This is a genomic window from Loigolactobacillus binensis (assembly GCF_005405165.1).
Lineage (GTDB): Bacteria > Bacillota > Bacilli > Lactobacillales > Lactobacillaceae > Loigolactobacillus > Loigolactobacillus binensis.
Map to the genome: position 1 here is coordinate 65,384 of NZ_BJDN01000008.1, position 24,971 is coordinate 90,354.

Annotated in this window: 14 protein-coding genes; all 14 read right to left on the minus strand. The window is 42.8% G+C overall.

The window, feature by feature from the left end; translation table 11 throughout:
* Nucleotides 1-33: 33 nt before the first annotated feature.
* Nucleotides 34-1,536, minus strand: coding sequence for a glucose-6-phosphate dehydrogenase (zwf, locus tag FFM78_RS05595; protein WP_137637460.1), 1,503 nt, complete (start codon nucleotides 1,534-1,536; stop codon nucleotides 34-36).
* A gap of 126 nt (nucleotides 1,537-1,662) precedes the next feature.
* Nucleotides 1,663-4,284 (minus strand): bifunctional acetaldehyde-CoA/alcohol dehydrogenase, encoded by a 2,622-nt coding sequence (gene adhE / locus FFM78_RS05600; RefSeq protein ID WP_137637461.1) that lies wholly within the window; start codon nucleotides 4,282-4,284, stop codon nucleotides 1,663-1,665.
* A 366-nt stretch (nucleotides 4,285-4,650) separates the two neighbouring features.
* On the minus strand, nucleotides 4,651-5,079 hold the full coding sequence (gene yajC, locus FFM78_RS05605; protein ID WP_137637462.1) for a preprotein translocase subunit YajC: 429 nt from the start codon (nucleotides 5,077-5,079) through the stop codon (nucleotides 4,651-4,653).
* A 76-nt stretch (nucleotides 5,080-5,155) separates the two neighbouring features.
* The gene (gene tgt, locus FFM78_RS05610; RefSeq protein ID WP_137637463.1) at nucleotides 5,156-6,298 is read right to left on the minus strand and encodes a tRNA guanosine(34) transglycosylase Tgt; all 1,143 of its coding nucleotides are present in this window, start codon (nucleotides 6,296-6,298) and stop codon (nucleotides 5,156-5,158) included.
* A gap of 559 nt (nucleotides 6,299-6,857) precedes the next feature.
* Nucleotides 6,858-12,728: a MucBP domain-containing protein gene (locus FFM78_RS05615; protein WP_171001842.1), complete on the minus strand. Its 5,871-nt coding sequence runs from the start codon at nucleotides 12,726-12,728 to the stop codon at nucleotides 6,858-6,860.
* Nucleotides 12,729-13,493: 765 nt separating this feature from the next.
* Complete coding sequence (gene queA / locus FFM78_RS05620) at nucleotides 13,494-14,528, minus strand: tRNA preQ1(34) S-adenosylmethionine ribosyltransferase-isomerase QueA (RefSeq protein WP_137637465.1); 1,035 nt, start codon at nucleotides 14,526-14,528, stop codon at nucleotides 13,494-13,496.
* A 177-nt stretch (nucleotides 14,529-14,705) separates the two neighbouring features.
* Complete coding sequence (gene ruvB / locus FFM78_RS05625; RefSeq protein WP_137637466.1) at nucleotides 14,706-15,713, minus strand: Holliday junction branch migration DNA helicase RuvB; 1,008 nt, start codon at nucleotides 15,711-15,713, stop codon at nucleotides 14,706-14,708.
* 60 nt (nucleotides 15,714-15,773) lie between these two features.
* Nucleotides 15,774-16,385, minus strand: coding sequence for a Holliday junction branch migration protein RuvA (gene ruvA, locus FFM78_RS05630; RefSeq protein WP_137637467.1), 612 nt, complete (start codon nucleotides 16,383-16,385; stop codon nucleotides 15,774-15,776).
* 202 nt (nucleotides 16,386-16,587) lie between these two features.
* Nucleotides 16,588-17,157 (minus strand): Maf family protein, encoded by a 570-nt coding sequence (locus tag FFM78_RS05635; protein WP_137637468.1) that lies wholly within the window; start codon nucleotides 17,155-17,157, stop codon nucleotides 16,588-16,590.
* Nucleotides 17,154-19,088, minus strand: coding sequence for a DNA mismatch repair endonuclease MutL (gene mutL, locus FFM78_RS05640; RefSeq protein WP_137637469.1), 1,935 nt, complete (start codon nucleotides 19,086-19,088; stop codon nucleotides 17,154-17,156). The genes FFM78_RS05635 and mutL overlap by 4 nt, the downstream gene beginning before the upstream one ends.
* A gap of 36 nt (nucleotides 19,089-19,124) precedes the next feature.
* Nucleotides 19,125-21,758, minus strand: a complete 2,634-nt coding sequence (gene mutS, locus FFM78_RS05645) for a DNA mismatch repair protein MutS (protein WP_137637470.1) — start codon at nucleotides 21,756-21,758, stop codon at nucleotides 19,125-19,127.
* Between the two features lie 35 nt (nucleotides 21,759-21,793).
* Nucleotides 21,794-22,162, minus strand: a complete 369-nt coding sequence (locus tag FFM78_RS05650) for a YlbF family regulator (RefSeq protein ID WP_137637471.1) — start codon at nucleotides 22,160-22,162, stop codon at nucleotides 21,794-21,796.
* A 9-nt stretch (nucleotides 22,163-22,171) separates the two neighbouring features.
* Entirely contained in the window at nucleotides 22,172-22,981 is an 810-nt protein-coding gene (locus tag FFM78_RS05655; protein ID WP_137637472.1) for a TIGR00282 family metallophosphoesterase, read from the minus strand.
* 98 nt (nucleotides 22,982-23,079) lie between these two features.
* On the minus strand, nucleotides 23,080-24,906 hold the full coding sequence (gene kimA, locus FFM78_RS05660) for a potassium transporter KimA (RefSeq protein ID WP_137637473.1): 1,827 nt from the start codon (nucleotides 24,904-24,906) through the stop codon (nucleotides 23,080-23,082).
* Nucleotides 24,907-24,971 lie beyond the last annotated feature (65 nt).

A 24,971-nucleotide genomic window follows, 5' to 3' on the forward strand; every position in this document is an offset into this window, starting at 1 on the left:
GGAGCATTTACTCCAGCTTAGAATCTGCTAACACTATTTATCTGGTGTGGCTTGCATTGGATTATAGATCCAATAACGGCCATCACGTTGTAATAATTTATCCGCTGCCACCGGCCCCATCGAACCACTTGGATAATTAGGAAAATCAGTTGGTTTAGTCTCCGCCCAAACTTTCTCTACGACATCAGCAAATTTCCAAGTCTGTGATAATTCATCCCAGTGCGTAAAATTAGTTGAATCGCCATTTAGGGCGTCCAACAGTAAACGTTCATACGCTTCTGGGTTATTCCCAGCGGCTGCTGCACTGTGCCGAAAATCAAGGTCAACTGGGCGCGTTTCAAAACCTTGCCCCAGGCGTTTGGCATTGACTCGTAAACCAAAACCTTCCGTTGGTTCAACATAGATGGTCAACACATTATCGCTTAGTTTATCTTCGTCGCTGATCGTTTCAAAAATATTCATTGGTAACTGTTTAAAAACAACATCAACTCTTGTTTCCTTTTTAGCTAATCGTTTACCTGTCCGCACATAAAATGGCACACCGGCCCAACGATAATTTTCAAATTCCATTTTACCAGCAACAAAAGTTTCTACATTAGATTCACTGTTGACCTGTGTAGCCTCACGATAACTTTCCAAGCGCGTACCGTCAACTGTCGCAGCAGCATATTGACCACGAACAAAATTACGCCGTGCTTCCTCCGGTGTATCAATGTGCAGACTACGCAGAACTTTGATTTTTTCCCGCCGAATATCCGCTGCAGAAAAAGACACTGGCGGCTCCATCGCTAATAAGGTCGCAATCTGGGAAATATGATTCTGCACCATATCGCGCATCGCCCCAGCAGATTCATAATACCCAGCCCGCTCTTCCACACCTAGGGCTTCGCTTAAAGTTATCTGGATGTTGTCAATATAACGATTATTCCACAAGGATTCAATAATATTATTGCCAAACCGAATTGCCGAAATATTCTGAACCATTTCCTTGCCTAAGTAATGATCAATACGGTAAATTTGATTTTCAGTGAAAGAAGACCGAATTTGTTCATTTAGTTCTTCTGCGCTGTTGTAGTCGTGACCAAATGGTTTCTCGATAATCAAACGGTTAAAACCAGCAGTGGTTAGTATGTTTTCTGTTTTCAAATGTTTAGCAATGGTACCAAAGAAATTCGGGGACATAGCCATATAAAAAATACGGTTATTTTGCAAATCATATTTTTGATCTAACTTTTCGGCTAAGTTCTCCAAGACAACATAATGTTCAGAGTTAGTGACATCATGGGCTTGATAATAAAAATGATCAGTAAAAGCAGCAATTTGATCCGTTGGTGCTTGAATACTGCTTAGAGAATCGCTGATGACCTGATGATAATAATCATCTGTCCACGGCCGTCGAGCAGTGCCAATCACCGCAAAATGTTGGTCTAAATAGCCCTTCTGATAAAGCCTAAATAACGACGGATATAATTTACGCCGAGCTAAATCGCCGGAGCCGCCAAAGATAATAAATAAAGCTACTTTTTCGTTCTGCATGCCTGACACCACTTCCGTTATTTTTTAACTCTTTCTAATTGTACCTATTCACTGGATTAACAGCAAGCCAAGTAGCCGAAAAATTTGTATAAAAAAAGTAGTCGCGAAGACTACTTTTTCAATTAACTATTCAGTTTCAACACCTTTGCCATCCCATTCACGAATTAAAATTTCTTTTAATTCACTAATTAATGGTTCCTTTGGATTGGCTGGTGTACATTGATCCTCATAAGATAATTCAGCTAATTCATCGACAGTACGATCAAAATGATCTTTTTCAACCTTGTTTGCCTTTAAGCTCAAAGTAACATCGACTGAATGTGCTAAATCAATAAAGGCCTTAACCAAAGCTTCTTTAAGCTCTTCGTCAGTATTGCCTTTCAACCCGATATAACGTGCGATATCAGCATAGTCTTCTAAGGCTGTAAAGTGAGTATACCGTGGCCACATAGCAATCTTAGTCGGAACCGTTGCATTGTAACGAACCACCTGAGGATAAGTGATAGCAATAGCTAAACCGTGAGGGAGATTGAATTCCCCACCTGTCTTATGAGCAATAGAGTGGTTGATCCCAAGATAGGCACTGGCAAAGGACATACCAGCCATCGTCGCCGCATTATGCATCTTTTGCCGTGCTTCGCGATCCCCTTCATAAGAAGCTTTCAAATTACTAAAAGCAATCTTCAAGGCTTGCAATGCCCAGCCACGGGTATATTCAGAAGCCATAACGGAAACGTATGCTTCGGTGGCATGGGTAATAACGTCTAAGCCAGTCCAAGCTGTAGTCCGCTTTGGTACGGTTTCAACGAATTGTGAATCGACAATGGCAATATCTGGTTGCATTGCGTAGTCCGTGATTGGATACTTAATATGCGTTTTATTATCGGTGATAACCGCATAAGGTGTTACTTCGGAACCAGTCCCTGAAGTAGTTGGAATTGCAATATATTTAGCTTTGTTTGGTACTGGTACTTTGTACGTCCGCTTACGAATATCCAAGAATTTCTGTTTAGCACCAAAGAATGAAGTTTCAGGATGTTCAAACATCAACCACATAAATTTACCAGCATCCATTGCAGAACCACCACCTAAAGCAATGATGGTATCTGGTTTAAAGGCATCCATCCGCGCAACACCTTTGTTAACTGTGTCGATTGAAGGGTTAGGTTCAACTTCAGAGAAGACTTCAACTTCAACTTCATTAGTCCGTTTACGCAGAACATCAAGTACGCGATCTGAGTAGCCGAACTCAACCATACCTGGATCACATACTAAGAAGACACGTTTAATCCCTTGCATAGTTTCCAAGTAGCGTACGGAGTTGCGTTCGAAGTAAACTTTTGGGGGCAATTTTACCCATTGCATCGTATTACGGCGCTTCGCAACAGTTTTAATGTTGATCAGATCCATATCAGAAACGTTGTGTGAAATTGAGTTCTTACCATAAGAACCAGTACCTAACGTCAATGATGGCCGTAAGTTGTTGTAGATGTTACCTAAACCACCTAACGCAGTTGGTGAATTAACTAAAATCCGGCAAGCTAACATTTCCATACCAAATTTTTTAACTAATTCATCATCACGGGTATGGATGGCTGCAGTATGTCCTAAGCCACCAAATTCAAGTAATTCCTTAGCCCGAGCAAAAGCATCTTCATGGCCTTTAGATTTGTACAGTGACAAAACTGGTGATAATTTTTCACGTGATAATGGGTATTTAGGCCCAACACCATCAATTTCAGCAATCAATAATTTAGTGTCTTTAGGTACATCAATACCAGCTAATTTAGCGATTTCATAAGCTGATTTACCAGCAATTGGACCTTTGACCCCACCGCGTTTAGCATCAAACATGGCATCGCCTAAAGCATTCAATTCATTTTTCTTAACAAAGTAACAATTCCAATATTTAAATTCAGCCTTAACTTCAGCATAAACATCTTCATCGACAATGCCACTATTTTCAGCGGCACAAATCATCCCATTATCAAAAGTTTTTGACAAAACAATGTCATTAACTGCCTGTTTAATGTTAGCTGTCTTTTCAATATAAGTTGGGCCATTACCAGGGCCAACCCCTAAAGCCGGGTTACCACTTGAATAAGCGGCCTTAACCATGCCTGGACCACCAGTAGCTAAGATAGTTGCAATATTAGGATGTTTCATCAACGCACCAGTTGCTTCAATACTTGGATCAGCAATCCATTGAATACAATCAGCAGGTGCTCCAGCCTTAACTGCCGCCTCTAATAAGATTTGGGCAGTCCGAACACAGGCTTTTTGAGCTTGGGGATGAAAACCAAAGATAATCGTGTTCCGACCCTTTAATGAAATCAATGATTTGAAAACAACCGTTGAAGTTGGGTTAGTAACTGGTGTAACCCCGCAAATAACCCCTAATGGTTCTGCAATTTTAATCAGTTGTTCTTCGTCATCATCATCGATGATCCCAACTGTTTTGTCATGACGAATACTATTCCAAACATACTCACTAGCATAAATATTTTTAATTGCTTTATCTTCAACGACGCCACGGTGAGTTTCCGCAACGGCCATTTTAGCTAATTCCATATGATGATCCAATGCGGCGATCGCCATTGCTTCACAAATTTTATCAACTTGCTCTTGTGTAAGAGTGGACATAGTAGCTAAAGATTTTTGAGACTTCTTAACCAGTCCATCAATTACAGTTTCAACAGAGACGCTTTTGTCAGCGGCATTGTCATCGGTTTTTGTCTGTTTAAGCATATCGCATTTCTCCATTTCCAAGGTTTAATTTATTGTTATTTATTTCACAAACATATAGTAACGCTAAATTAAAAATTTGTAAAGTACTTTTTTCACAAATAAAAAATTTTATTTTAACCGCTTTCATATACTGCCAATATGACTTTTCTTGAAAATATAAAGCTTTTCCAAAAAACTTTTTTGTGAACTTTTTAATAATCAATCGACAAAGCTTAAAAAAATTTTGAAATGCGCATTTCGAACTACACCGTAAGCATATCATGAAAGCGCTAACATTTTAAGCCGAACAAAAGATTAAATTTCTGACTTATAAAAGCATACAAAAAAAATACTACCAAAACCAACTCGGTAGTATTTCCTAATTGCTTATTTTCCTGTTTTATCGTCATTGGCGCTATCTGCGGCCTCACTATCCGTGATATGATTAGCCTCTTCCGCAGATTCAACACCTGAACTACTATCAGTACCTGCATCATCTTGTGTCGTTGTGGGTGCAGTCGCGCCTTTTTTAACAACACGACCAATGGCACGCAAATCAAAAGTTAGATAAACGCCTTCAATATCTAGTTCAACGGTTTGGGCCTGCTGATCGATTCGATTGATCACACCGTGCAAACCACCAATAGTTACGATCGTATCACCAGGCTGCATGCCGCCCATCATTTCTTTTTTCTTTTCTTGTGCTTTACGTTGGGGCCGAATCATCATGAAGTACATGAGACCAAACAAAACAACAATCATTAAAATCGAAGTTAAACCACTACCGCTTGCAGCAGCAAGTACTAAATCACTCATTAATATAGACACCTCAATCATTATTATAAACTACCTTACAAGCGTACCAGACTTATCTACAGACTTCCAGCAAAAACTAGAAATTACGGGCATTTTTTTGATTAAAACCATAACTTTCAAAAAAGGCTTCCCGAAATTCTAATAAGTTATCATCCATAATAGCTTGGCGTACTTGTTGCATCAAATGTAGCAAGAAATATAGGTTATGATAACTAGTCAAGTGAATCCCAAAAATTTCATTGGCCTTGATCAAATGTCGAATATAAGCCCGACTGTAATTGCGACAAGCATAACAGTCACAATTATCGTCTAACGGGCCAAAATCATGAGCGTATTTAGCATTTTTGACCACTAAACGGCCATGACTAGTCATCACAGTACCATTACGCGCAATCCGGGTAGGTAAGACACAATCGAACATGTCAATTCCCCGGATTGCTCCATCGATCAAAGCATCAGCGGAACCGACACCCATCAAGTAACGAGGCTTATTTTCCGGCAATAATGGTGTGGTAAAATCGAGCACATGATTCATTTCTGCCTTCGACTCACCTACAGATAAACCACCGATCGAATAGCCTGGAAAATCTAAACCAACTAAATCCCGCGCGCTTTGTTCGCGTAAATCTTTAAAGCCGGCACCTTGAACAATACCAAATAGGCCTTGTGTAGCAGGATTGCGATGCGCCTTTAAGCCACGTTCTGCCCAACGACTAGTACGGGCCACTGATTTTTTCACATAATCATAACTTTCGAAAAACGGCGGACATTCGTCCAAGCTCATCATAATATCTGGGCCTAGATCGTTTTCGATCTGCATCGCTTTTTCCGGTGATAAAAACATTTTAGCCCCATTTAAATGATTCTTAAAATGGACACCTTCTTCAGTGATATCGCGCATTTTGGCTAGTGAAAAGACTTGGAATCCACCAGAATCAGTCAAAACTCCCTTATTCCAGTTCATAAACTTGTGCAGACCGCCAGCTTCTTTTACGATTTCTTCACCAGGGCGCAACCACATATGATAGGTATTAGCAAGAATTATATTGGCACCCATTTTATCTAACTCTTCTGGGGCCATGGTTTTGACGCTGGCGTTAGTCCCTACTGGCATAAACATTGGTGTGGGAAACGTTCCGTGCGGCGTAATGATCTCGCCTAAACGTGCACCTGTGTGCTTTTCTTTTTTGATCAGATGGTACTTAATTGCAGGTTCCATAAAGTACTCCTTACATTGTATTTATGTTTTGTTCGTGATTCAGAAGATAACTGTCATATTTTAACACGCTCGGTAAAAAGCGCAAGTCAACCATAAAATTACTGAAAAATTCAATAACTTACCCCACCGATACCAAGCAAACAGTCCATTTATTATGCTTTTTTCATTAACCTCAATATTTGCTTGATATTTGTTATAAATAATGTTGTTTTACTTCAATTCGACGTTTTCGGTTTCGATCTTATAGATTAATCGATCTTAGTTTCAAAGGCTGTCGCTATTTGGAAGTTTTTCTACTTTTAATGACCAGTTGGCAGAATACTTACGCTGTAGATTTTAGCGCCAACATTGACCTTATAGTAGCTGCCACCAAATAGATAATTCTGACACTGCTTAATGTCGCAAACTTTTCAGAACGCTGACACTCTTAAAAACGTAAAAAAACAAGCAGCTACCCAATACGGGTAATCTGCTTGATCAAAAACTAATGGTTCTATATTTTTTCTCGTTAATAGTTACCACTTTATAAACTATCAACAGGATTTGATAGAGAGTCAAACTAATCTTCGTGTTTCTTTTTCCATGCCATCAATGGTGTTAGCAAAGTTAATAAAGCTAGACCGATAGTTGAAGTTGTGGTACCACTAGCCGCGCCAGTTTGCGGTAATTTCACTGCGCCTACTTTCAGCGCATTATTAACCTTGCCGGCAGACCGTTTGTTGGATACTGTTGGCTTTGCTACCGCTTGTGTCACCTGCATCGGTTGATCAGCTGTACGTGTCACGTTATTACTCAATTGTTCCGGTGCAACGGGTACCGTACGATCACTATTACCAGTCGCCACATTTAGCGTTGTCTGGTCGCCATTGCCAGTTGGCACATTCGTTGTTGTTTGGTCGCTATTACCATTTGGCACATTCGTTGTTTCCCCACCATTACCGGGTGTTGTAACTACATTAGCGCGGTAAACCAATGTGATGATCGTCGCAGTAGTGTTAATCCGACCAGTCAAGGCTGCAGAATCCGCTGCCAAACCAACATAGGTATAGCCCTTGATAGTTTGTGGCGTAATTTGATAGCCATTGCCGATATGGCCAATTTTGACTAAATTATTAATAATTGTTTGTCCGTTCTCGTCAACATACCGGACGATCACACTACCTTGTTGATTATCCGATGGTGTTTGGCCGCCATGGTAAACAAAGGTGATCGTTTGCGGAGCAGCCGTCAAACTGCCAGTGTAGTTATTCTGGGACTTTGTTGTATCCAGCGTATAGCCTTTGGCCGTTAAATCAGCTGCCGTCACGTTATACCCATTACCTACAACACCACTTAACGTTTGCGCTGGTTTCAACACATTGCCGTTTTCATCGACATAGTTTACGGTCAAGGCGCCTGCTTTTTCATTGTCAGCTGGTGTTTGGCCACCTTGATAAACAAAAGTGATCGTCTGTGGGTCAGTTGTTAGACTGCCAGTGTAGTTATTCTGGGACTTTGTTGTATCCAACGTGTAACCTTGCGCCGTTAAATCGGCTGCCGTCACGTTATACCCATTACCTACAACACCACTTAACGTTTGCGCTGGTTTCAACACATTGCCGTTTTCATCGACATAGTTTACGGTCAAGGCGCCTGCTTTTTCATTGTCAGCTGGTGTTTGGCCACCTTGATAGACAAAGGTAATCGTCTGCGGGTCAGTTGTCAGACTGCCAGTGTAGTTATTCTGGGACTTTGTTGTATCCAACGTGTAACCTTGGGCCGTTAAATCGGCTGCTGTCACGTTATACCCATTGCCCACAACACCACTTAACGTTTGCGCCGGTTTCAGCACATTGCCGTTCTCATCGACGTAGTTCACAGTCAGCTTACCGGCTGATGTGTTATCTGCTGGTGTTTGACCACCTTGATAAACAAAAGTGATCGTCTGTGGGTCAGTTGTCAGACTGCCAGTGTAGTTATTCTGGGACTTCGTCGTATCTAGCGTATAGCCCTTGGCCGTTAAATCAGCTGCCGTCACACTATAACTATTACCCACATAACCGTCTAACGTTTGCGCTGGTTTCAACACATTGCCGTTTTCATCAACGTACTTCACAGTCAATGTCCCGGCCTTTGCATTATCTGGTACTTCACCAGTCTCATAAATGACCGTTAGATTTTCATCATAGTCTGCCACCTGTGCGGTCGGTACGCTACCCAGAACTTGAGCACTGATTATTGCTTGATCGGCATGATAATCATCTAAAATCGGCGTTACCACTTCACCATACATGCTCTGCGCTGTCGCATAGCTAGCACCAGTCACTTTATCAGTTACCGTCTTCCAATAAGCAGTCTGTACCTGTTGAGTTGGCGCGATGGCAGTGCCACCGTTAACCACATAATTAATTGTTCGTGTACTGGTGATAGTCCCATAAACGATTTGGTGAGTTAAATGGACAACTAAATCGTCGCTGTCATCTGCAGTTAACGTATAGGCCAAATTGGTCGACTGACCATTAGCGTAAATGTAACCTGCTGGCACGCCAGTCAAATCTGCAATATAGGTTCCCGTCTCACCAACTAAACCAGCTGCAACTTTGTCCGTTTTAACCGTCACACCGGTGGTATCATCGACGTAGGTAACCGAGGCATCTACCGGTGTATCCTTGATTAATTCATACTGCACAGTATCACCATCAAAGTAGTACTGCGATACTTTATTTAACTCCGCCGGCAAATTAGGATCATCGCTATCGTAATTAGCAGTAGAATTAATCACCGTCATCTTCAAATTACCATCAGCATCAGTGACTAAATGGTACCCGTCTGGGATCAATGCTTTGTCAGTTGTGCTTAGCCCAGCCAACGTGGTCGGTAAACTATCCGCTAATCCAGTAGTTGCATTATATTTTGGTGTGGCCTTTGTCGTTAACGTTGACTGATTATCGGTCAACGTTTGAGTTAAATCTGCTAAATTGATCACTTGATCATCACCGTTAGCGTCTACATAATGATATTGCGCGCCTACCGTTGATGTACCGGTAATTGCAATTGAAGTAGCTTTTGTATTTATGCTGGCTGTTGAACTATCAGCAAAATAATAAGTCTGTAAATAACCAATCCGATTACCTTGAGCAATAAAGTTCGCTACAGTACCGCTTAGCTTGATTGCTCCAGTAGTATTAACTGACGCAATATCGCCAACCTCAATGATCACTGAACGGATTGTTGACCAATCAGTTACCTGATCCGCGGTCACATAGCCTGTAGTATTAGGTGCAGTCTCACCAGTTGTCGGTGTATACACACTGGTGCTATATAGCACAGTAGCGTTTAACGGATCGCCTGTGCCAGTCGCAGTGGTGAAGTTGCTTGGCACCGTGATCGGTCCAGTCAACTGATAGGTGTAGGTTGAGCCTTGATCATCGCCAACTTCTGGTAAATTGACGGCAATCGCCGTGTCTGTCACAGCAGCGCCAGCCGTATTGACCAATGAAGTATAAAAATCTAATTCGGAATCACCATTTTTATCGGCGGTACCCGTTGGAACTATGTCTACATCTTGATTGCCTTTGGCCGCTGCCGTTGCGTAGGTACCGGCAGCCGTGGTAATTTTCCACGTTTTGATACCTTCAGACATCAAAACTGCATTAGTGTCCCCATCGGTCAACGAAGCATCAGTAACCTTAGTCGTGTTCTTAATAACGACATCCGGCGATGTGATATAGAACTCATAGTCATAATTACCTGGCAACGCATCAGCCTTATTAATCACATTAATTCCCCAAGTATTAGTTCCTTCTGAAGTATCAATGTACAGTCCGGTCCCGCTATAATCTATTTTGACCCCAGTACGGCCATCAGCAGTCGTATAAGTTGTCACTTTAGCACCTGCGGCTAAATCACTTGCTGGAATATTAATTGCTTCGATCGACACTGCTTTGGGCAAAACAAAATACAAAGTAGCGTTATAAAGCCTGTCTGTCGTCTGTCCAGAGTTACCATTCATTTGAAGTGCGATATACCCAGAATCTTTTCCTGGATCCTGGGACCCCTGGTATGCATATGCGATTGCCATTCCTGTTGGCGCAACAACGGTTTCGGTGAACGCTGATCCGTAATCTGTGTCACTGCTACTGCTAGGAAATGAAATCTTCGTCCCAAATTCCAGTTGATCACCGACAGTAACGGCACTACCATCATCATAAGTTGCTGACAATGTTCCGATTAGGTGCATAGCATAGCTAATCGTATCCGCCCCAGCAGCTAAATAATTAGGAGTTAAGACAATTTTGCGAATTGCTGCTGCACTAGTAGCAGTTATTGTTGTTCCAGCAGCAGCCGTTCCGGTTTCAGTCGTTCCGTCGGCCAAGGTCAGTACATAACCATAACTGGTCGTACCTGGTAAGTAGGACGCAGTTGTTTCACTTTCCGGAGGCAACACTAAACCAGTTGCGTCAATACCATCGGGAATATCTAAGCTGATTTGAGCATCAGTCACCGCCAACGCTGACTGATTATCAAAGCGATAGTTATTGATGTATTGTGGATCATTGGTCGGATCCGAATCCAGTAATAATACCTTTTTCGTAGCGTCAATAGCAGTACTGTTACCATTACTACTAGTATAGAGTGATTCAGCTGCTGGAATATCATCACCAGTCCCCAGTAACACTTCACTCCAAGTGCCGCCCGTACCAGTTAACTGCGTACCATTTGCCAAGTTTTGCACAAAAGTAGCTGGACCGGCGGCAGTCAAGGTCTGTGTTGCAGCCGTTTGGGTCACAGCATAACTACCGACCAAATAATAGCCATCTACCTTGGTCGTGTCAATTTGCCCGGTACCGGCAGCGACCGTGATTACAATATCTGCCCCAGCTCCAGCCTGTGTGATCGTGGTTCCAGCAGCCAGATTACTCATTTGATTCGTAGCTGCACTGTCCAAGGTAAATCCGGCAGGAACAGGAATCGTGATCGTTGTACCCCCAGCATTTAAGGCCGAATTAACTCTTGGCGTTGCTGCATCGTTTTGCAGGCCAACCGAATTGTTAACTTTAAAGGTGTAAACATAATTTGTATCTGGAACGACATCAGCAACGGGTACGGAACCATTAACCGCAGTTCCCACTGGATTGGTTCGCGTCACGGCAGTCATATTCACTGCTGGTGAAATATTCTGCGTAATCGTCGCTGTTGTTGCAACCACTCCATTGATGGTCGCACTGATAGTCAATATCTTTGAATTAAGCTCATCCGCTTGAATTACCGGAGTTTGCGAATTTTGAACCAGACCTAATGTGATCACTTGTGTATAGATACCACTATTATTCATCGTATCGGTAATAGTATATGAACCATCTGCATTCTGAGTTTTCGTGGTTGTCCCAAGCTCATTTGGTAATAATGGAACATTTTTCAAAATTAAGGAAGACGCATCAGTTGGTACCGTGATTTTGATTACATCGCCAGCGTTGGCAGTCATGTTAGCAGTAATCGTCATTTCATTGCCAGTTATACCGTAACCAACTGTTGGCGTTGAAGAAGTCAGTGTGACTGTCGAGGCAGTGGCCGCCGCCATTGTTGCATCGGCCGTTGCACGCATCTGTGGTCGTACTGTAGTTGCGTTATTAGTAGCCGCAGACGTTACGGCAGGATCAGTAGCCGTCGCAGTGACCGTTGGTGATGTATTTAGTTCAGTAGTAAGCTTGCCACTAGTTGCTGCTGCATTGACATTGGTCGTGTTACTATTATCAGCCGCGGTTGTATCATTAACAGCATTAGTGGCTGCACTAGTTGCTGCAGTTGAACTACTAACAGTCGTACCAGCGGCCATGTTCGTAACAGAACTTGTACTACTATTAGCCGTACTGGCTGGCGCACTCGTATTAGTGGTAGTGGTGGCACTAGTCGCCGCAGCTAAACTACTAGTAGTCGTAGCAGCGGTAACGTTTGTAGCAGAACTTGTACTACTATTAATTGCACTGGCTGGCGCGCTTGTATTAGTGGCCACACTGGTCGTCGCAGTTGAACTAGCTGCAGTCGTGCTATTGGCGTTGGTACCACTATTAGCCGTACTTGCACCGACCGCGGCAGTACTACTTGCTTGGCTAGCATTAGTAGCAGTGCCAGTACTCGTACTGGCCGTACTAGCCGCTACGCTTGTACTGGCCGACGAAGCACTGGCGGCCGTACTTGTGCTGTTGGCCTTTAATGTGACCGCCTGATCAGTCAGTTGGCTAGTACTGGAAGTAACACTGGCGGTATCACTATCAGCACTAACTGTTGCGGTCGTATCCGTTGCCGCATTAGCGGTTACATTACTACTTAACAAAACTGCACTGAACGTTGCCAACGTAATACCGGCGAATAGCCAATTTTTTCCTGCCTTATACATTTTATAGTGCTGTTTAGTCTCACTTGTTGCATTTACTAAGCTACGTTTTCTCATTGAAACGCCACCTGCCCCCATCATTAATTCATTGATCACTCGCCATCACAAATTTTATTACTGGCATTAAATCATAAAGTGTCAGGCTCAAGTTGTAGTGACCATAACATCACGATTATTAGCATTTTTGCTAATAATTTACCATTCAAATCTGCAGTGTTTATTTTTATTTAATCCTATTATCTATTCTAACTTAAAAACAGATTAAATTTTAACTAACTTTCCACTATTTTTTTTATATTTTTTGACTTTTTTTAAAGTAAAATTCATTTTCAAGTGATTCTATTGCCAATAATTGAAATTTAAGCGCATACAAATTTCAATTTAACTGACTAACCGATAGTTCTGGTCGTCTCGAAATTTGCTTCATAAGCCGGCTGTATTTTTACCCCATTCTAATCGGCAAGTAAATAAACTTCTAAATTATAGTGATCACCAGCACTATAATTAGCTTCTCCGCCATTATTCACCATTTTTTATGAGCAATTATTATTTCGGCAGAATACTAGTGTGGCGTGCAACTCATATAAGTTCAACGTTAATGCTTATAAAAGCTATTCGCTACTTGCAAATAAATGATTGTTCAAGTATTTCTTCATTAGTTTGTGATATTTTCGCTTACTTGATGTTCAATAGATTTAAGTAGTAACTTGCTTAACACTATTTGTGACACCCTGCGTCATTTAATTACGTTTAACAAAAATTTTACGTGAGTCCACACAACACTAAAAAAGCGACGAGCAGCTACTCATCGCTTTTTTGGTCTTATTTAATAAACATCGCATCGCCGAAACTAAAGAAGCGATAACGCTCATCAATTGCATGTTGATAGGCATTTAAAATATTGTCCCGCCCAGTAAAGGCAGCGACTAACATCACTAAGGTTGACTTAGGTAAATGGAAATTCGTGATGAAAGCATCAACGACTTGCCACTTATAACCCGGCTTAATGAAAATATCCGTCCAACCACTGTCAGGCTTGATCTCACCATTAAATTTAGTGCCAATTGTTTCCAATGTCCGAATTGAAGTTGTTCCAGTAGCAATGATTCGCCCACCGTTTTTACGAACTTCATTCAACTCCTCAGCCGCTTCTGGTGTCAGCCGATAAAATTCACTATGCATCTTATGATCATCAATATCATCTTCGTCGACTGGCCGGAAAGTACCCAAACCAACGTGTAAAGTCAAATAAATTAATTTTACACCCTTGGCTTCAGCCTTAGCCAATAACTCCTTGGTCCAGTGCAAACCGGCCGTTGGTGCCGCCGCCGAACCATTTTCCTTAGCGTAAACCGTTTGGTACATTTCTGGATCGTCTAATTTTTCTTTGATGTAAGGTGGTAACGGGGTCTCGCCTAACTGCTCCAAGATCTCCATAAAGATACCATCATAATGGAATTCGATCATCCGACCGCCATGTTCTAATTCTTCAGTAACAGTCGCCTTTAATTGACCATCACCAAAAACAACCTCAGTCCCAACTTTGGCCCGCCGTGCCGGCTTCATCAAGGTCTCCCATTTGTCGCCTTCGGTATTATTTAATAGTAAAACTTCTTCATGGCCACCAGTGTCAGGCTTAACCCCATATAAACGCGCTGGCATCACACGCGTATTATTCATAACGACCGCATCACCGGCGTGTAATTCATCTAAAATATCGTAGAAATGCTTATCTTGCAATGCGCCAGTTTTATGATCCAAAACTAACATTCGCGAAGCATCCCGCTCTTTTAGCGGTGTTTGTGCAATTAATTCATGTGGTAAATCATAGTCAAAATCTGATAAAGACAATCCCATTTTTGGTCAGGTTCCTTTCTACTTCACAATTAAGGTGGACTAATTAGCCTAGTGCGCTAATTGGTCTTTGATGTTACGGACGATAACCATTCTTGTGGCAAAAACCATACCGCAAGAAACATGGTTCTACTTCACTATTAAGGTAGACCCAATTAGCTAAACACACCAATTGATTTTTTATTTTTTAGCAAATGGTATCCCTAAATGCGCATATGCTTGCGGCGTTACGACACGGCCGCGTGGAGTGCGCTTAAGAAAACCAATTTGTAATAAGTAAGGTTCGTACATTTCTTCGATCGTATCGGTTTCTTCACCGACATTGGCGGCGATCGTGCTTAAACCAACTGGGCCACCGTTATAATAATCGATCATTGCCCGCAGCAACTTTTGATCGACATAATCTAAGCCCCGGCCGTCCACTTGCAATAAACGCAACGCCTTTTCAACGATCGGTAAATCGATGGCCGATTGTTCAGCGACTTGGGCAAAATCACGGATCCGTTTCAATAACCGGTTGGCCACTCGTGGCGTCCCCCGGGAACGTCGGGCAATTTCGTGCGCCCCTTCAGTGACGATGGTGGTATCAAAAATTGCGGCCGAGCGCTCAACGATATCGGTTAGATCCTGTTCATTGTAATAGGCCATGTGCGCCACAATACCAAAACGATCACGTAATGGTGCCGACAATAAGCCTGCCCGCGTTGTCGCCCCAATCAAGGTAAACGGTGGCAACGGAAAATGTACAGGATGTGCCGTTGGTCCTTGCCCGATCACAATATCGACAAAAAAGTCCTCCATTGCTGAGTAAAGCATTTCTTCAACGATTTTAGGTAAACGATGAATTTCATCGATGAACAAGACATCGCCCGGCTGCAATTCGTTTAAAATCGCCACCAAATCACCGGGACGTTCAATTGCAGGGCCACTAGTTGTCCGAATATTAACTTGTAATTCATTGGCGATCACCATCGCTAACGTGGTCTTACCTAAGCCAGGTGGTCCGTAAAGTAACACGTGATCCAAGGATTCTTCACGCTTTTGTGCAGCAGTAATATAAACTTGTAACTCGCTTTTAACTTTATCTTGACCGATATATTGACGCAGATACTGTGGTCGCAATGATTTTTCCATTCCGGCTTCACCTGCATCTGCCGTTTCGGGTGAAATTACACGATCATCTGCCATTGATACGCCTCCCATCCATAAGATTTCTCAATCAAATTTCGCTAAATTTAGATATAACTGCTAACGTTTCATTAATAAACGTAACGCTTCACTTAAATAAGCATCCGTACTATCCGCAGTGAATTCTTTTAATGCCGGTCTGATCCGCTTGATCTCAGTTGCTTTATAGCCTAAAGCTTGCAAAGCGGCCAAGCTTTCAGTCAAATAATCATTGCCTTCATCAGCTGGTAATTCGATTTGTTGTTGACCAGCCAACGTCCCCGTCGTTGCGAGATCACCGAGCTTACCCTTGAGATCCAACGCAATTTGCTGGGCCGTTTTCTTACCGACACCAGGAAACTTAGTTAAATAGCCGATATCATCGCCTTGAATAGCGTTGATCAACCCAGCGTGGTCGTTATTTGCTAAAATCGCCAATGCAGACTTCGGTCCGATTCCGGAAACCTTTAATAATTTTTCGAATAGTTGCTTTTCAGCTAGGCTAGTAAAACCAAACAAAGTCATATCGTTATCCCGAATCGCTTGAAAAACATAGACCTTCTGTGGCTTCGTCGTGGACACCTGTAAACGAAACGGATTAGCTAGTTGCAATTTGTAGCCAACTCCAGCCACTTCTAGCACAATATAAAACGGACTAACGTAGGTCACCAGACCGACTAAGTATTCATACATCTCTTTCACGACTCCAAATCATTTCAAATGAGTACATCTGTTCGTATTGTACCATACTTGGCCAGCACCAGTTGCAGAAAAAATACTGCGCACAACCAGCTCAACAAAAATAGATTATACCACTCCCAAGAATCTACGCGCAGAAAAATAAGCTCAAACCGATAACAACCAGTTCAAACTTACTTGATCAGTTAAATAAAGATCAATTCAAAAATAGCTCATCGCCAGCTAAGAACTGACTAACAACACTAAGCGGTAAGCCCATCACATTATAATAATCACCGGCAATCGCTTTGATCAACAAGCCGCCATAGCCTTGAATACCATAGGCACCGGCTTTATCGCGGTACTCACCGGTCGATAAGTAGCGCTCAATTTGATGCGGTGTCAGTGGTAAAAAAGTCACATCGGTACGCACGACTTGCTGCAAAACAGGTTGCTGGGGCCGTTTCAACCAGACAGCCGTATAAACTTGATGGGTCTGATCCTGCAGTAAATTTAGGGTTGTCCGCGCCGCTGCCAGTGACTTAGGTTTACCAAAAATCTGCTCACGAAAACTGACCACCGTATCTGCACTTAAAACCGTTGCTGTAGGCTGCTGCGCAAAGACTGCATTCCCTTTACGTGCCGCTAATGTTTGAACGTGTTGTGCCGGCGTTAACGGTTCAGTGATGTGCTCGGAAACTTGTGCCGGAATACTCACAAAATCAGTGGTGATTTGCTGCAATAATTCCTGTCGCCGCGGTGAACTAGATGCAAGGATCAAACTCATGCCATTTCCCCCCGTAAACTTGTATGACTTTCCTGAATCCGCCGGAACATTTTCTCCAAGTCTTTACCACTGAAATGAACCAGCACCGGCCGACCATGGGGGCAGTTAAATGGATTCTCGCATTCCGGCAAACGCTGCAATAAAGCCTTAGCCTGCTGATCATCCAAATGATGATTTGCTTTGATCGCCCGTTTACAGCTCATCATAATCGCCGTCTGCTCGCGGAATTTAGCGACGGTGATTTTTTGATCGTTTAAAATATAATCGATCATTTCACGAATCGTATCTTCTTCCTGACCAGCTTTAAACCAAGTTGGATGGCTGCGCACCACGAAACTATTTTGCCCAAAGGCTTCTAAATTCAAACCCAGTTGTTGCAGTAATTCCGCGTGATCGCGCAATCGAATGGCGTCACTAGCGGGGTAATCCAGTACCAGTGGCACTAACAGGCTTTGTTGATCTGTGCTGACCTTGCCGATCTCTTTGCGATAATATTCATAATTGACCCGCTCCTGAGCCGCGTGCTGATCAACAATATAAAACCCATCTTCACCCTGAGCTAGCAAATAAGTGCCGTGCATTTGCCCAATATAGTCTAAATGAGGAAAACGTTGAACTGGTGGCGCTGGCTGTTCCAACGGCGTCACCGCTGCCGTTGTTCCTAGCGCCGGACCGACCTGTTCGTTTTGGTACTTCGTATCCCACGCTGCTAAATCAGCCGAATCAGCAAAATTAGTGACTGTTTCGGTGGTGGCAATTGCTGGCTCACTGGCTAACTGTTCAGCAATTTGGGCTGTTGATTCTGGTTCAGCTGCTGTACTGGCCTCAGTTGTCGCCGAGTATGTTTGCGGCCATTTGGTGCTTGCCGCATTTAACGCTATTTGCAGTTGATCTGCTTTAGGTGTTGATCGTGAATTTAAATTCTCGTTGGCATCGGGAATCAAATTTTCACTGGCGATCCGCGCGTAAATTGTTTTGCGAATCAACTCGCCAAGCTCATCTTCCTTACTTAAGCGCACCTCTTGCTTGGCCGGATGAACGTTGACATCAACTAGTAACGGATCCATCTCAATGGCTAAAACGATCAACGGAAAACGGCCAACCATTAACTTAGAACCATAGCCGGCAATGATTGCCTTATTTAACTGGAAATTTTTGATGTAGCGGCCATTGATCAGCACCGTAATGTAACGCCGTGATGAACGGGTCAATTCCGGTAAAGAAATAAAGCCATGTAAGCGAAAATCAAGGTCTTCGGCAGTGAGCGCCAACATTTTTTTAGCATTATTAACACCATAAATGCCGGCGATCGTTTGCTGCAATTGGCCGTTGCCAGCGGTGCGCACTAGCATATTACCACTATGACTTAAAGAGAAGGCCACTTCGGGATGACTTAGGGCCAGCCGATTGACGATATCCCCAATATTCGCCAGTTCTGTGTTCGGTGATTTAATATATTTCAGTCGTGCTGGTGTATTAAAAAACAGATCACTGACAGTGACCGTCGTTCCTTGACGAACAGCGCTGGCTTTTTCTTCAACCAACTTACCACCGCGAAAGTGAACCCGCCGCCCAACCTCATTGCCGGTAGAAGTTTCTAGGATCATATCGGCAACAGACGCAATACTAGGTAAGGCTTCACCACGAAAACCAAGTGAGCGCACTTTGAATAAGTCCGCACGGTCATGGATCTTACTTGTCGCGTGGCGCTTAAAGGCATTCAACACATCCTCAGCAGCGATGCCGTCCCCATTATCAATCACTTGAATTTCTTTTAAACCGGCTTCCGCAACCATAATATCAATTTGGGTACTGTGCGCATCTAATGCGTTTTCAACTAATTCTTTAACGACTGAAGCCGGCCGCTCAATCACTTCACCAGCAGCGATCTGATTGGCCAATACTTCAGCTAATTCATGGATCTTCGCCATCGAGTTAACTCCTTTCTACTTCACAGTTAAGGTCGTTTATAACCGCTTTTGCCACTTGTACAGTGTATTCATGACCTCCATCGGCGTCATGCTCATCAAATTCAATTCTTTAAGTTCATCTAACACTTTCAGTTCAGACTTAGAAACATTGCTTTCTTGGTAATCAAATAAGGCCAATTGCTCATCCGTTTCACTAGGTACTGGTGTTTCGGCAACTTGTTCTACGGGTGCTGCCGTACTTGCAGCCGTTACTTCAGCAGTAGTTGGTGCTGCAACTGTTGCTGCCTTACTTTGGGTCTCAAGACCAGCTAAAATCGTCGTTGCTCGTGAAAGCAAACTATCCGGCAATCCTGCTAGTTTTGCCACATGAATTCCGTAAGACTTGTCGGCGGCACCGGTCATCATTTTATGCAAAAAAACTAACGTCCCGTTTTCTTCCACTGCCCCGACATGCACATTACGTAAATGCGGTAAATCGGTGTCTAAAGCGGTTAACTCATGATAATGGGTCGAGAACAATGTTTTAGCGTGAACATGATCATGAAGATACTCGATGATTGCTTGGGCTAAAGCCATGCCGTCATAGGTTGCTGTTCCGCGACCAATCTCATCAAATAGAATCAAGCTATTCTCCGTTGCGTGCGCTAAGGCGGTGTTAGATTCCATCATTTCGACCATAAACGTACTTTGACCGGAAATCAAATCATCCGCCGCGCCGATTCGAGTAAAAATTTGATCAAAAATCGGCAAGGTGGCTTTAGTCGCAGGAATAAAACAGCCGATCTGTGCCATGATCACGGTTAAGGCCAATTGCCGCATATAAGTACTTTTCCCGGACATATTCGGTCCAGTGATCAATAAAATGGTATTGTCCTTGTTCATCTGCACATCATTGGGAATATACTTCTGCTCGCCTAACACTTTTTCAACAACTGGATGACGGCCTGCAACAATTTCCAAATCATGATTTTTAGTCAAAGTCGGCCGCACATAATGATAAGTTTCGCTAACTACAGCAAAGCTTTGAAGCACATCTAGTGCAGCAACACCTTTGGCGAGCCGTTGCAACCGATGGATCTGTTGCTTCACTTGCTCACGCACAGCGGTAAATAAATCGTATTCCAAGGCCGTTGATTTCTCCTGTGCTTCCAAGATCAAGGTTTCTTTTTCCTTTAATTCCGGCGTACTGAACCGCTCAGCATTGGTTAAAGTTTGCTTGCGCTCGTAACGATCTTCAGGTAAAGCGGCTAAATTAGCTTTAGTGACTTCAATGTAATAACCAAATACGCGATTAAAGCCAATTTTTAAGGTATGGATACCAGTGGCCGTACGCTCCTTGGCCTGTAACTCCGCGATCCATTGCTTACCGTTTGTCATTGCATCCCGATAATCGTCTAGTTGCTGATTATAATGCGGTTTGATCACATTCCCATCTTTGATCGATAAAGGTGGCTCGTCATTGACCGCCTGAGTGATCAAATCAGCTACATCGCTCACCGGATCAAGATGATCGATCACATCATCAAATGTGCCGTCATTAATGTCAGTTAAGATCGCCTTTAATTTCGGAATCTGTAACAATGAAGTCTTCAACTGGATCAAATCACGACCATTGACATTGCCAAAAGCAACCCGCCCGGCTAAACGTTCCAGATCATACACTTTAGTCAATTCATCTTGCAAACTGGAACGCTCAAAGAAATGATCCATTAGGCTGGCTACTTTGTCTTGCCGTTGCTTGATCTGTGCGCCATTGATCAACGGTCGATCTAGCCATTGTTTCAACAAACGCCCACCCATAGCTGTTTTAGTCGAATCCAACAGCCATAATAAAGTACCACTACGTTGGCCAGTACGGATCGAAGTGGTTAATTCCAAGTTATTTTTTGCGTAATGATCCATTTTTAGAAATTCAGAAGGCTCATACTCTTCCGCAACTTGTAAATGAGCTAAACTACGCTTCTGCGTCACTGTTAAATACATTAATAACTGTTCAACCACTTTAACTTCAGTCAAATCAGCTAATCCTTGCGTAACAAAAGATAACTCCGCTCGTGCATCAACCTGATCCTGATACGAAATCAACACGCCTAATTTAGTCAAATTAGTTAAAATTTGTGGTGCAACATCATGATTAGCAACTAATTCTTTAGTCCGTAGGCTCATCACTTCATTGATCACCGCATCGGTACCGGTCAAGCGACTGACCTTTAATTCACCAGTCGATAAATCGGTGTAGGCAAACCCGTATTGTCCCTTTTTAACTTCTACCAAAGCAGTCAAGTAATTATTGCTTTTAGCCGTTGCCGCTTTTTGCTCCATGATCGTCCCTGGTGTCACCAACTGGATCACTTCACGCTTGACCATACCGACTGCTGTTCGGGGATCTTCAACTTGCTCACAAATTGCGACTTTATAGCCTTTATCAACTAAAATATCAATATAGTTTTGGGCCGCATGATGGGGTACGCCGCACATTGGAATCGGATCCGTGGCACTTTTATTGCGTGCCGTCAAAGTTAATTCTAATAATTGTGCGCCTTTGATTGCATCGTCATAAAACAACTCATAAAAATCACCGATCCGGTAAAATAAAAACGCATCAGGATAATTCTTCTTGATTGCGTTATATTGGGCCATCATCGGTGTTTCTTTAGTCTTTTGTGGCACGTTAACTTCTTCCTTTCTACTTCACAAACATCGGTCTACCGTTTTGGCACCAACTGATCAATCTGTCGTTGAAGTTCACCAGTGACCATTTCCAAGGTAGCATTAGCGTCAAATAAAGCATCGCGATAGGCAACCGTTAACGGCTGTTGATCTAAAGTCGCTTTTAACCGATCCGCCTGTTGCTCAGCTTGTACTGTAGCTTTAGGCTTATGGTAATGTTGATCATTGACGATCGACTTTTGCGCCTGTTCCAGATTCTGTTGTAATTGCTTTAACGATTGATTATGCTTCACTTGTCGCGCAATGACTTGGTAGTGTTGCACCGTTTCATCATTTTGCAGTAATTGACATAGCTTAGCCAATGCCGCTTGACTGTTTGCATCTAACTTAGCTTTTGTTGCCATCTACTCACCTCAAGCATCAAAATCAAAGGGGTTGTCTGCGTTGATTTTAACGGGCTCAATTTTGCGTGCCCGACCAGTTGTTTCATCTAGGTCAACAAAACAGCCACCAAGCACACCACGTCCATCTTCTTTAACTTCATAACGGGTTGGTAATTGGGTTAAAAAGCGTTCAATACTTTTTTCTGGCTTGACTCCTAAAATCGCGTCATAGGCCCCGGTCATCCCCGCATCAGTCAAATAGGCCGTCCCCTGTGGTAGAACCCGAGCATCATTGGTTTGCACGTGGGTATGGGTCCCAACAACTGCAGAAACCTGGCCGTCTAAATACCAGGCCAAAGCTTCTTTTTCCGCAGTAGTTTCGGCGTGAAAATCGATAAAGACTAAATCGGTTTGGCGATGAATTTCGGCTAATAATTCATCTGCTTTATAAAAAGGATTATCCAACGACTGTGCCATTAGCGCATTTCCCTGTAAATTGATCACCGCTAGCTTCAACTGGTTGACCTGAACATAAACATAACCATGACCTGGCGTCGTTTTAACCGGAAAATTAGCCGGCCGCACCAATTTTTTAGCAGTATCAATAAAATCATAAATATCGCGATTATCCCAAACATGATTGCCCATCGTGATCACATCAGCACCAGCTTGTAAGAACTCCTTATAGATCTTACCAGTAATACCCCGACCACCAGCCGCATTTTCGCCATTAACAATAGTCACTTGTGGCCGATAACGCCCCTTTAACTGGGGTAAATAAGTTGCCAGCATATCGCGACCGCGTGAACCCATAACGTCCCCAACAAATAAAATCCGCATGTGTCTCCTCTTTTCCAGAAAGTTAGCTATATTGTACCATTTTTCGCTTGATCGACCAAAAAAAGGTTGTTGTGACTAAGCCACACCAACCTCACTGGTTATTTCTTCAGATGATAACTGTATGTTGCCAAAATAATATTTTCACGACTAGCCAAAGCAGCCCGTAAACGGAAACTAGTCTGATTATGCAAAATATTTTGCCACGGCTTCTTAGGTACAAATTGCGGCACCAAAATCGTAGTTGTGTAATTACGTTCCTTGGCGTTTTTAGCAATAATATCCGCAAAGCGCAAAACTGGCCGCGCAATTGAACGATAAGATGAATGAATATCAACGAAACGAATATCTGGAAAATCAGCCTTGAATTCTGATTCTGTTTCGCGTTCTTTACCGGGATTTTCATCCATAGAAACGTGCATTGCAATCACATAATCCCCAATCGAGCGTGCATAGTTCAACGCACCGGCAGTAACCTGAGTAACGTTACTGACCAAGACGATCACAGTGCTACCATCATAATCATGAAAATTAACTTGTTCGATCAAACGTAATTGCGCCGCCACTTTTTTATAGTGATCATGAATCTTGTAGAACACAAAGATCATGATCGGCATGATAATAAAGTATGGCCAAACGCCGCCCATATGATACATTAACAGGAATATAAAAATTGCAAATGAAATCAAAGCACCGGTAAAATTGGCAATACTACGGCCGATCCAGCCTTTGGAACGTTCGTGCCACCATTTACGGATCATCCCACTTTGTGACAACGTAAACGGTACAAAAACACCTGTTGCGTACAACGGAATCAAACGTTCCGTACTCCCATTAAATATAAAAATCAAAACAATCGAGCCTAAGGCAAGGGTCAAGATCCCGTTAGAATAGCCTAAACGGTCGCCACGGTCCATATACATATGTGGCATAAACTTATCTTTAGCCAAATTATAGGCCAAGATCGGAAACGCCGAAAATCCTGTATTAGCAGCTAAAGCCAAAATCAAGGCCGTCGAGAATTGAAGGATATAATAAACTGTCCCTTTACCAAAAATATGTTGTCCTAATTGGGCCAAAATCGTAACTTTTTGGTGTGGTAATATGCCAAAATACCAACTTAAAAACGTTATTCCGGCAAAGAAGAAGCCTAAAAGTAAACCTACAATTGCCAAAGTTTCCGCAGCGTTTTTAGCTTTAGGCTTTTTAAAAAACGGAACGGCATTACTGATGGCCTCAACCCCAGTCAATGAAGAAGAGCCGGAAGAAAAGGCACGTAAAATTAAACCGATCGTCACACCAGGTACTGCTGCACCCACCAAGGAAGTCGCATGAAAGGCGCGTGCGCCCATAGCAATTTCTACAAAACCGGTAATGATCATGATCGTAAGTATGATCACGAAAAGATAAACTGGTACCATTAAAAATGATGCCGAATCCCGCATTCCCCGCAAATTAACGGCTGTGATCAAAACGACGATCAAAATTGCGATTCCAACCTGATGACCATAAAGTGCCGGAATTGCTGAAGTAATGGCCTCAGTCCCAGATGATACAGAAACGGCCACAGTTAACATATAATCGACTAATAGTGATCCCCCGGCAATGAGCCCTGGATACATGCCCAAGTTTTCGCTGGAGACAACGTAAGCACCACCGCCTTGTGGATAGGCGTGAATGATCTGTCGATAAGACAAAATCAGCGATAAGAGTAGGATCAAAACAAAGGCCGCAATTGGCAATGAGTACCACATGGCCACCGCAGAAAAAGCGACCAATGCGGTGATGATCTGTTCTGGTCCATAAGCGACAGATGACAGCGCATCCGAAGATAATAACGCTAACGCCTTTAGTTTACCTAATTGTTGACCACCTTCATCAGAGGATTTAAGTGGTTTTCCAATAAAGAAACGTTTTAAATGTTGCATGATAAAATACTCCTTTTCGTGAACGTGTAAAAAGGTAAACGATGCCTAGGGCAAGCTTTTTCAAC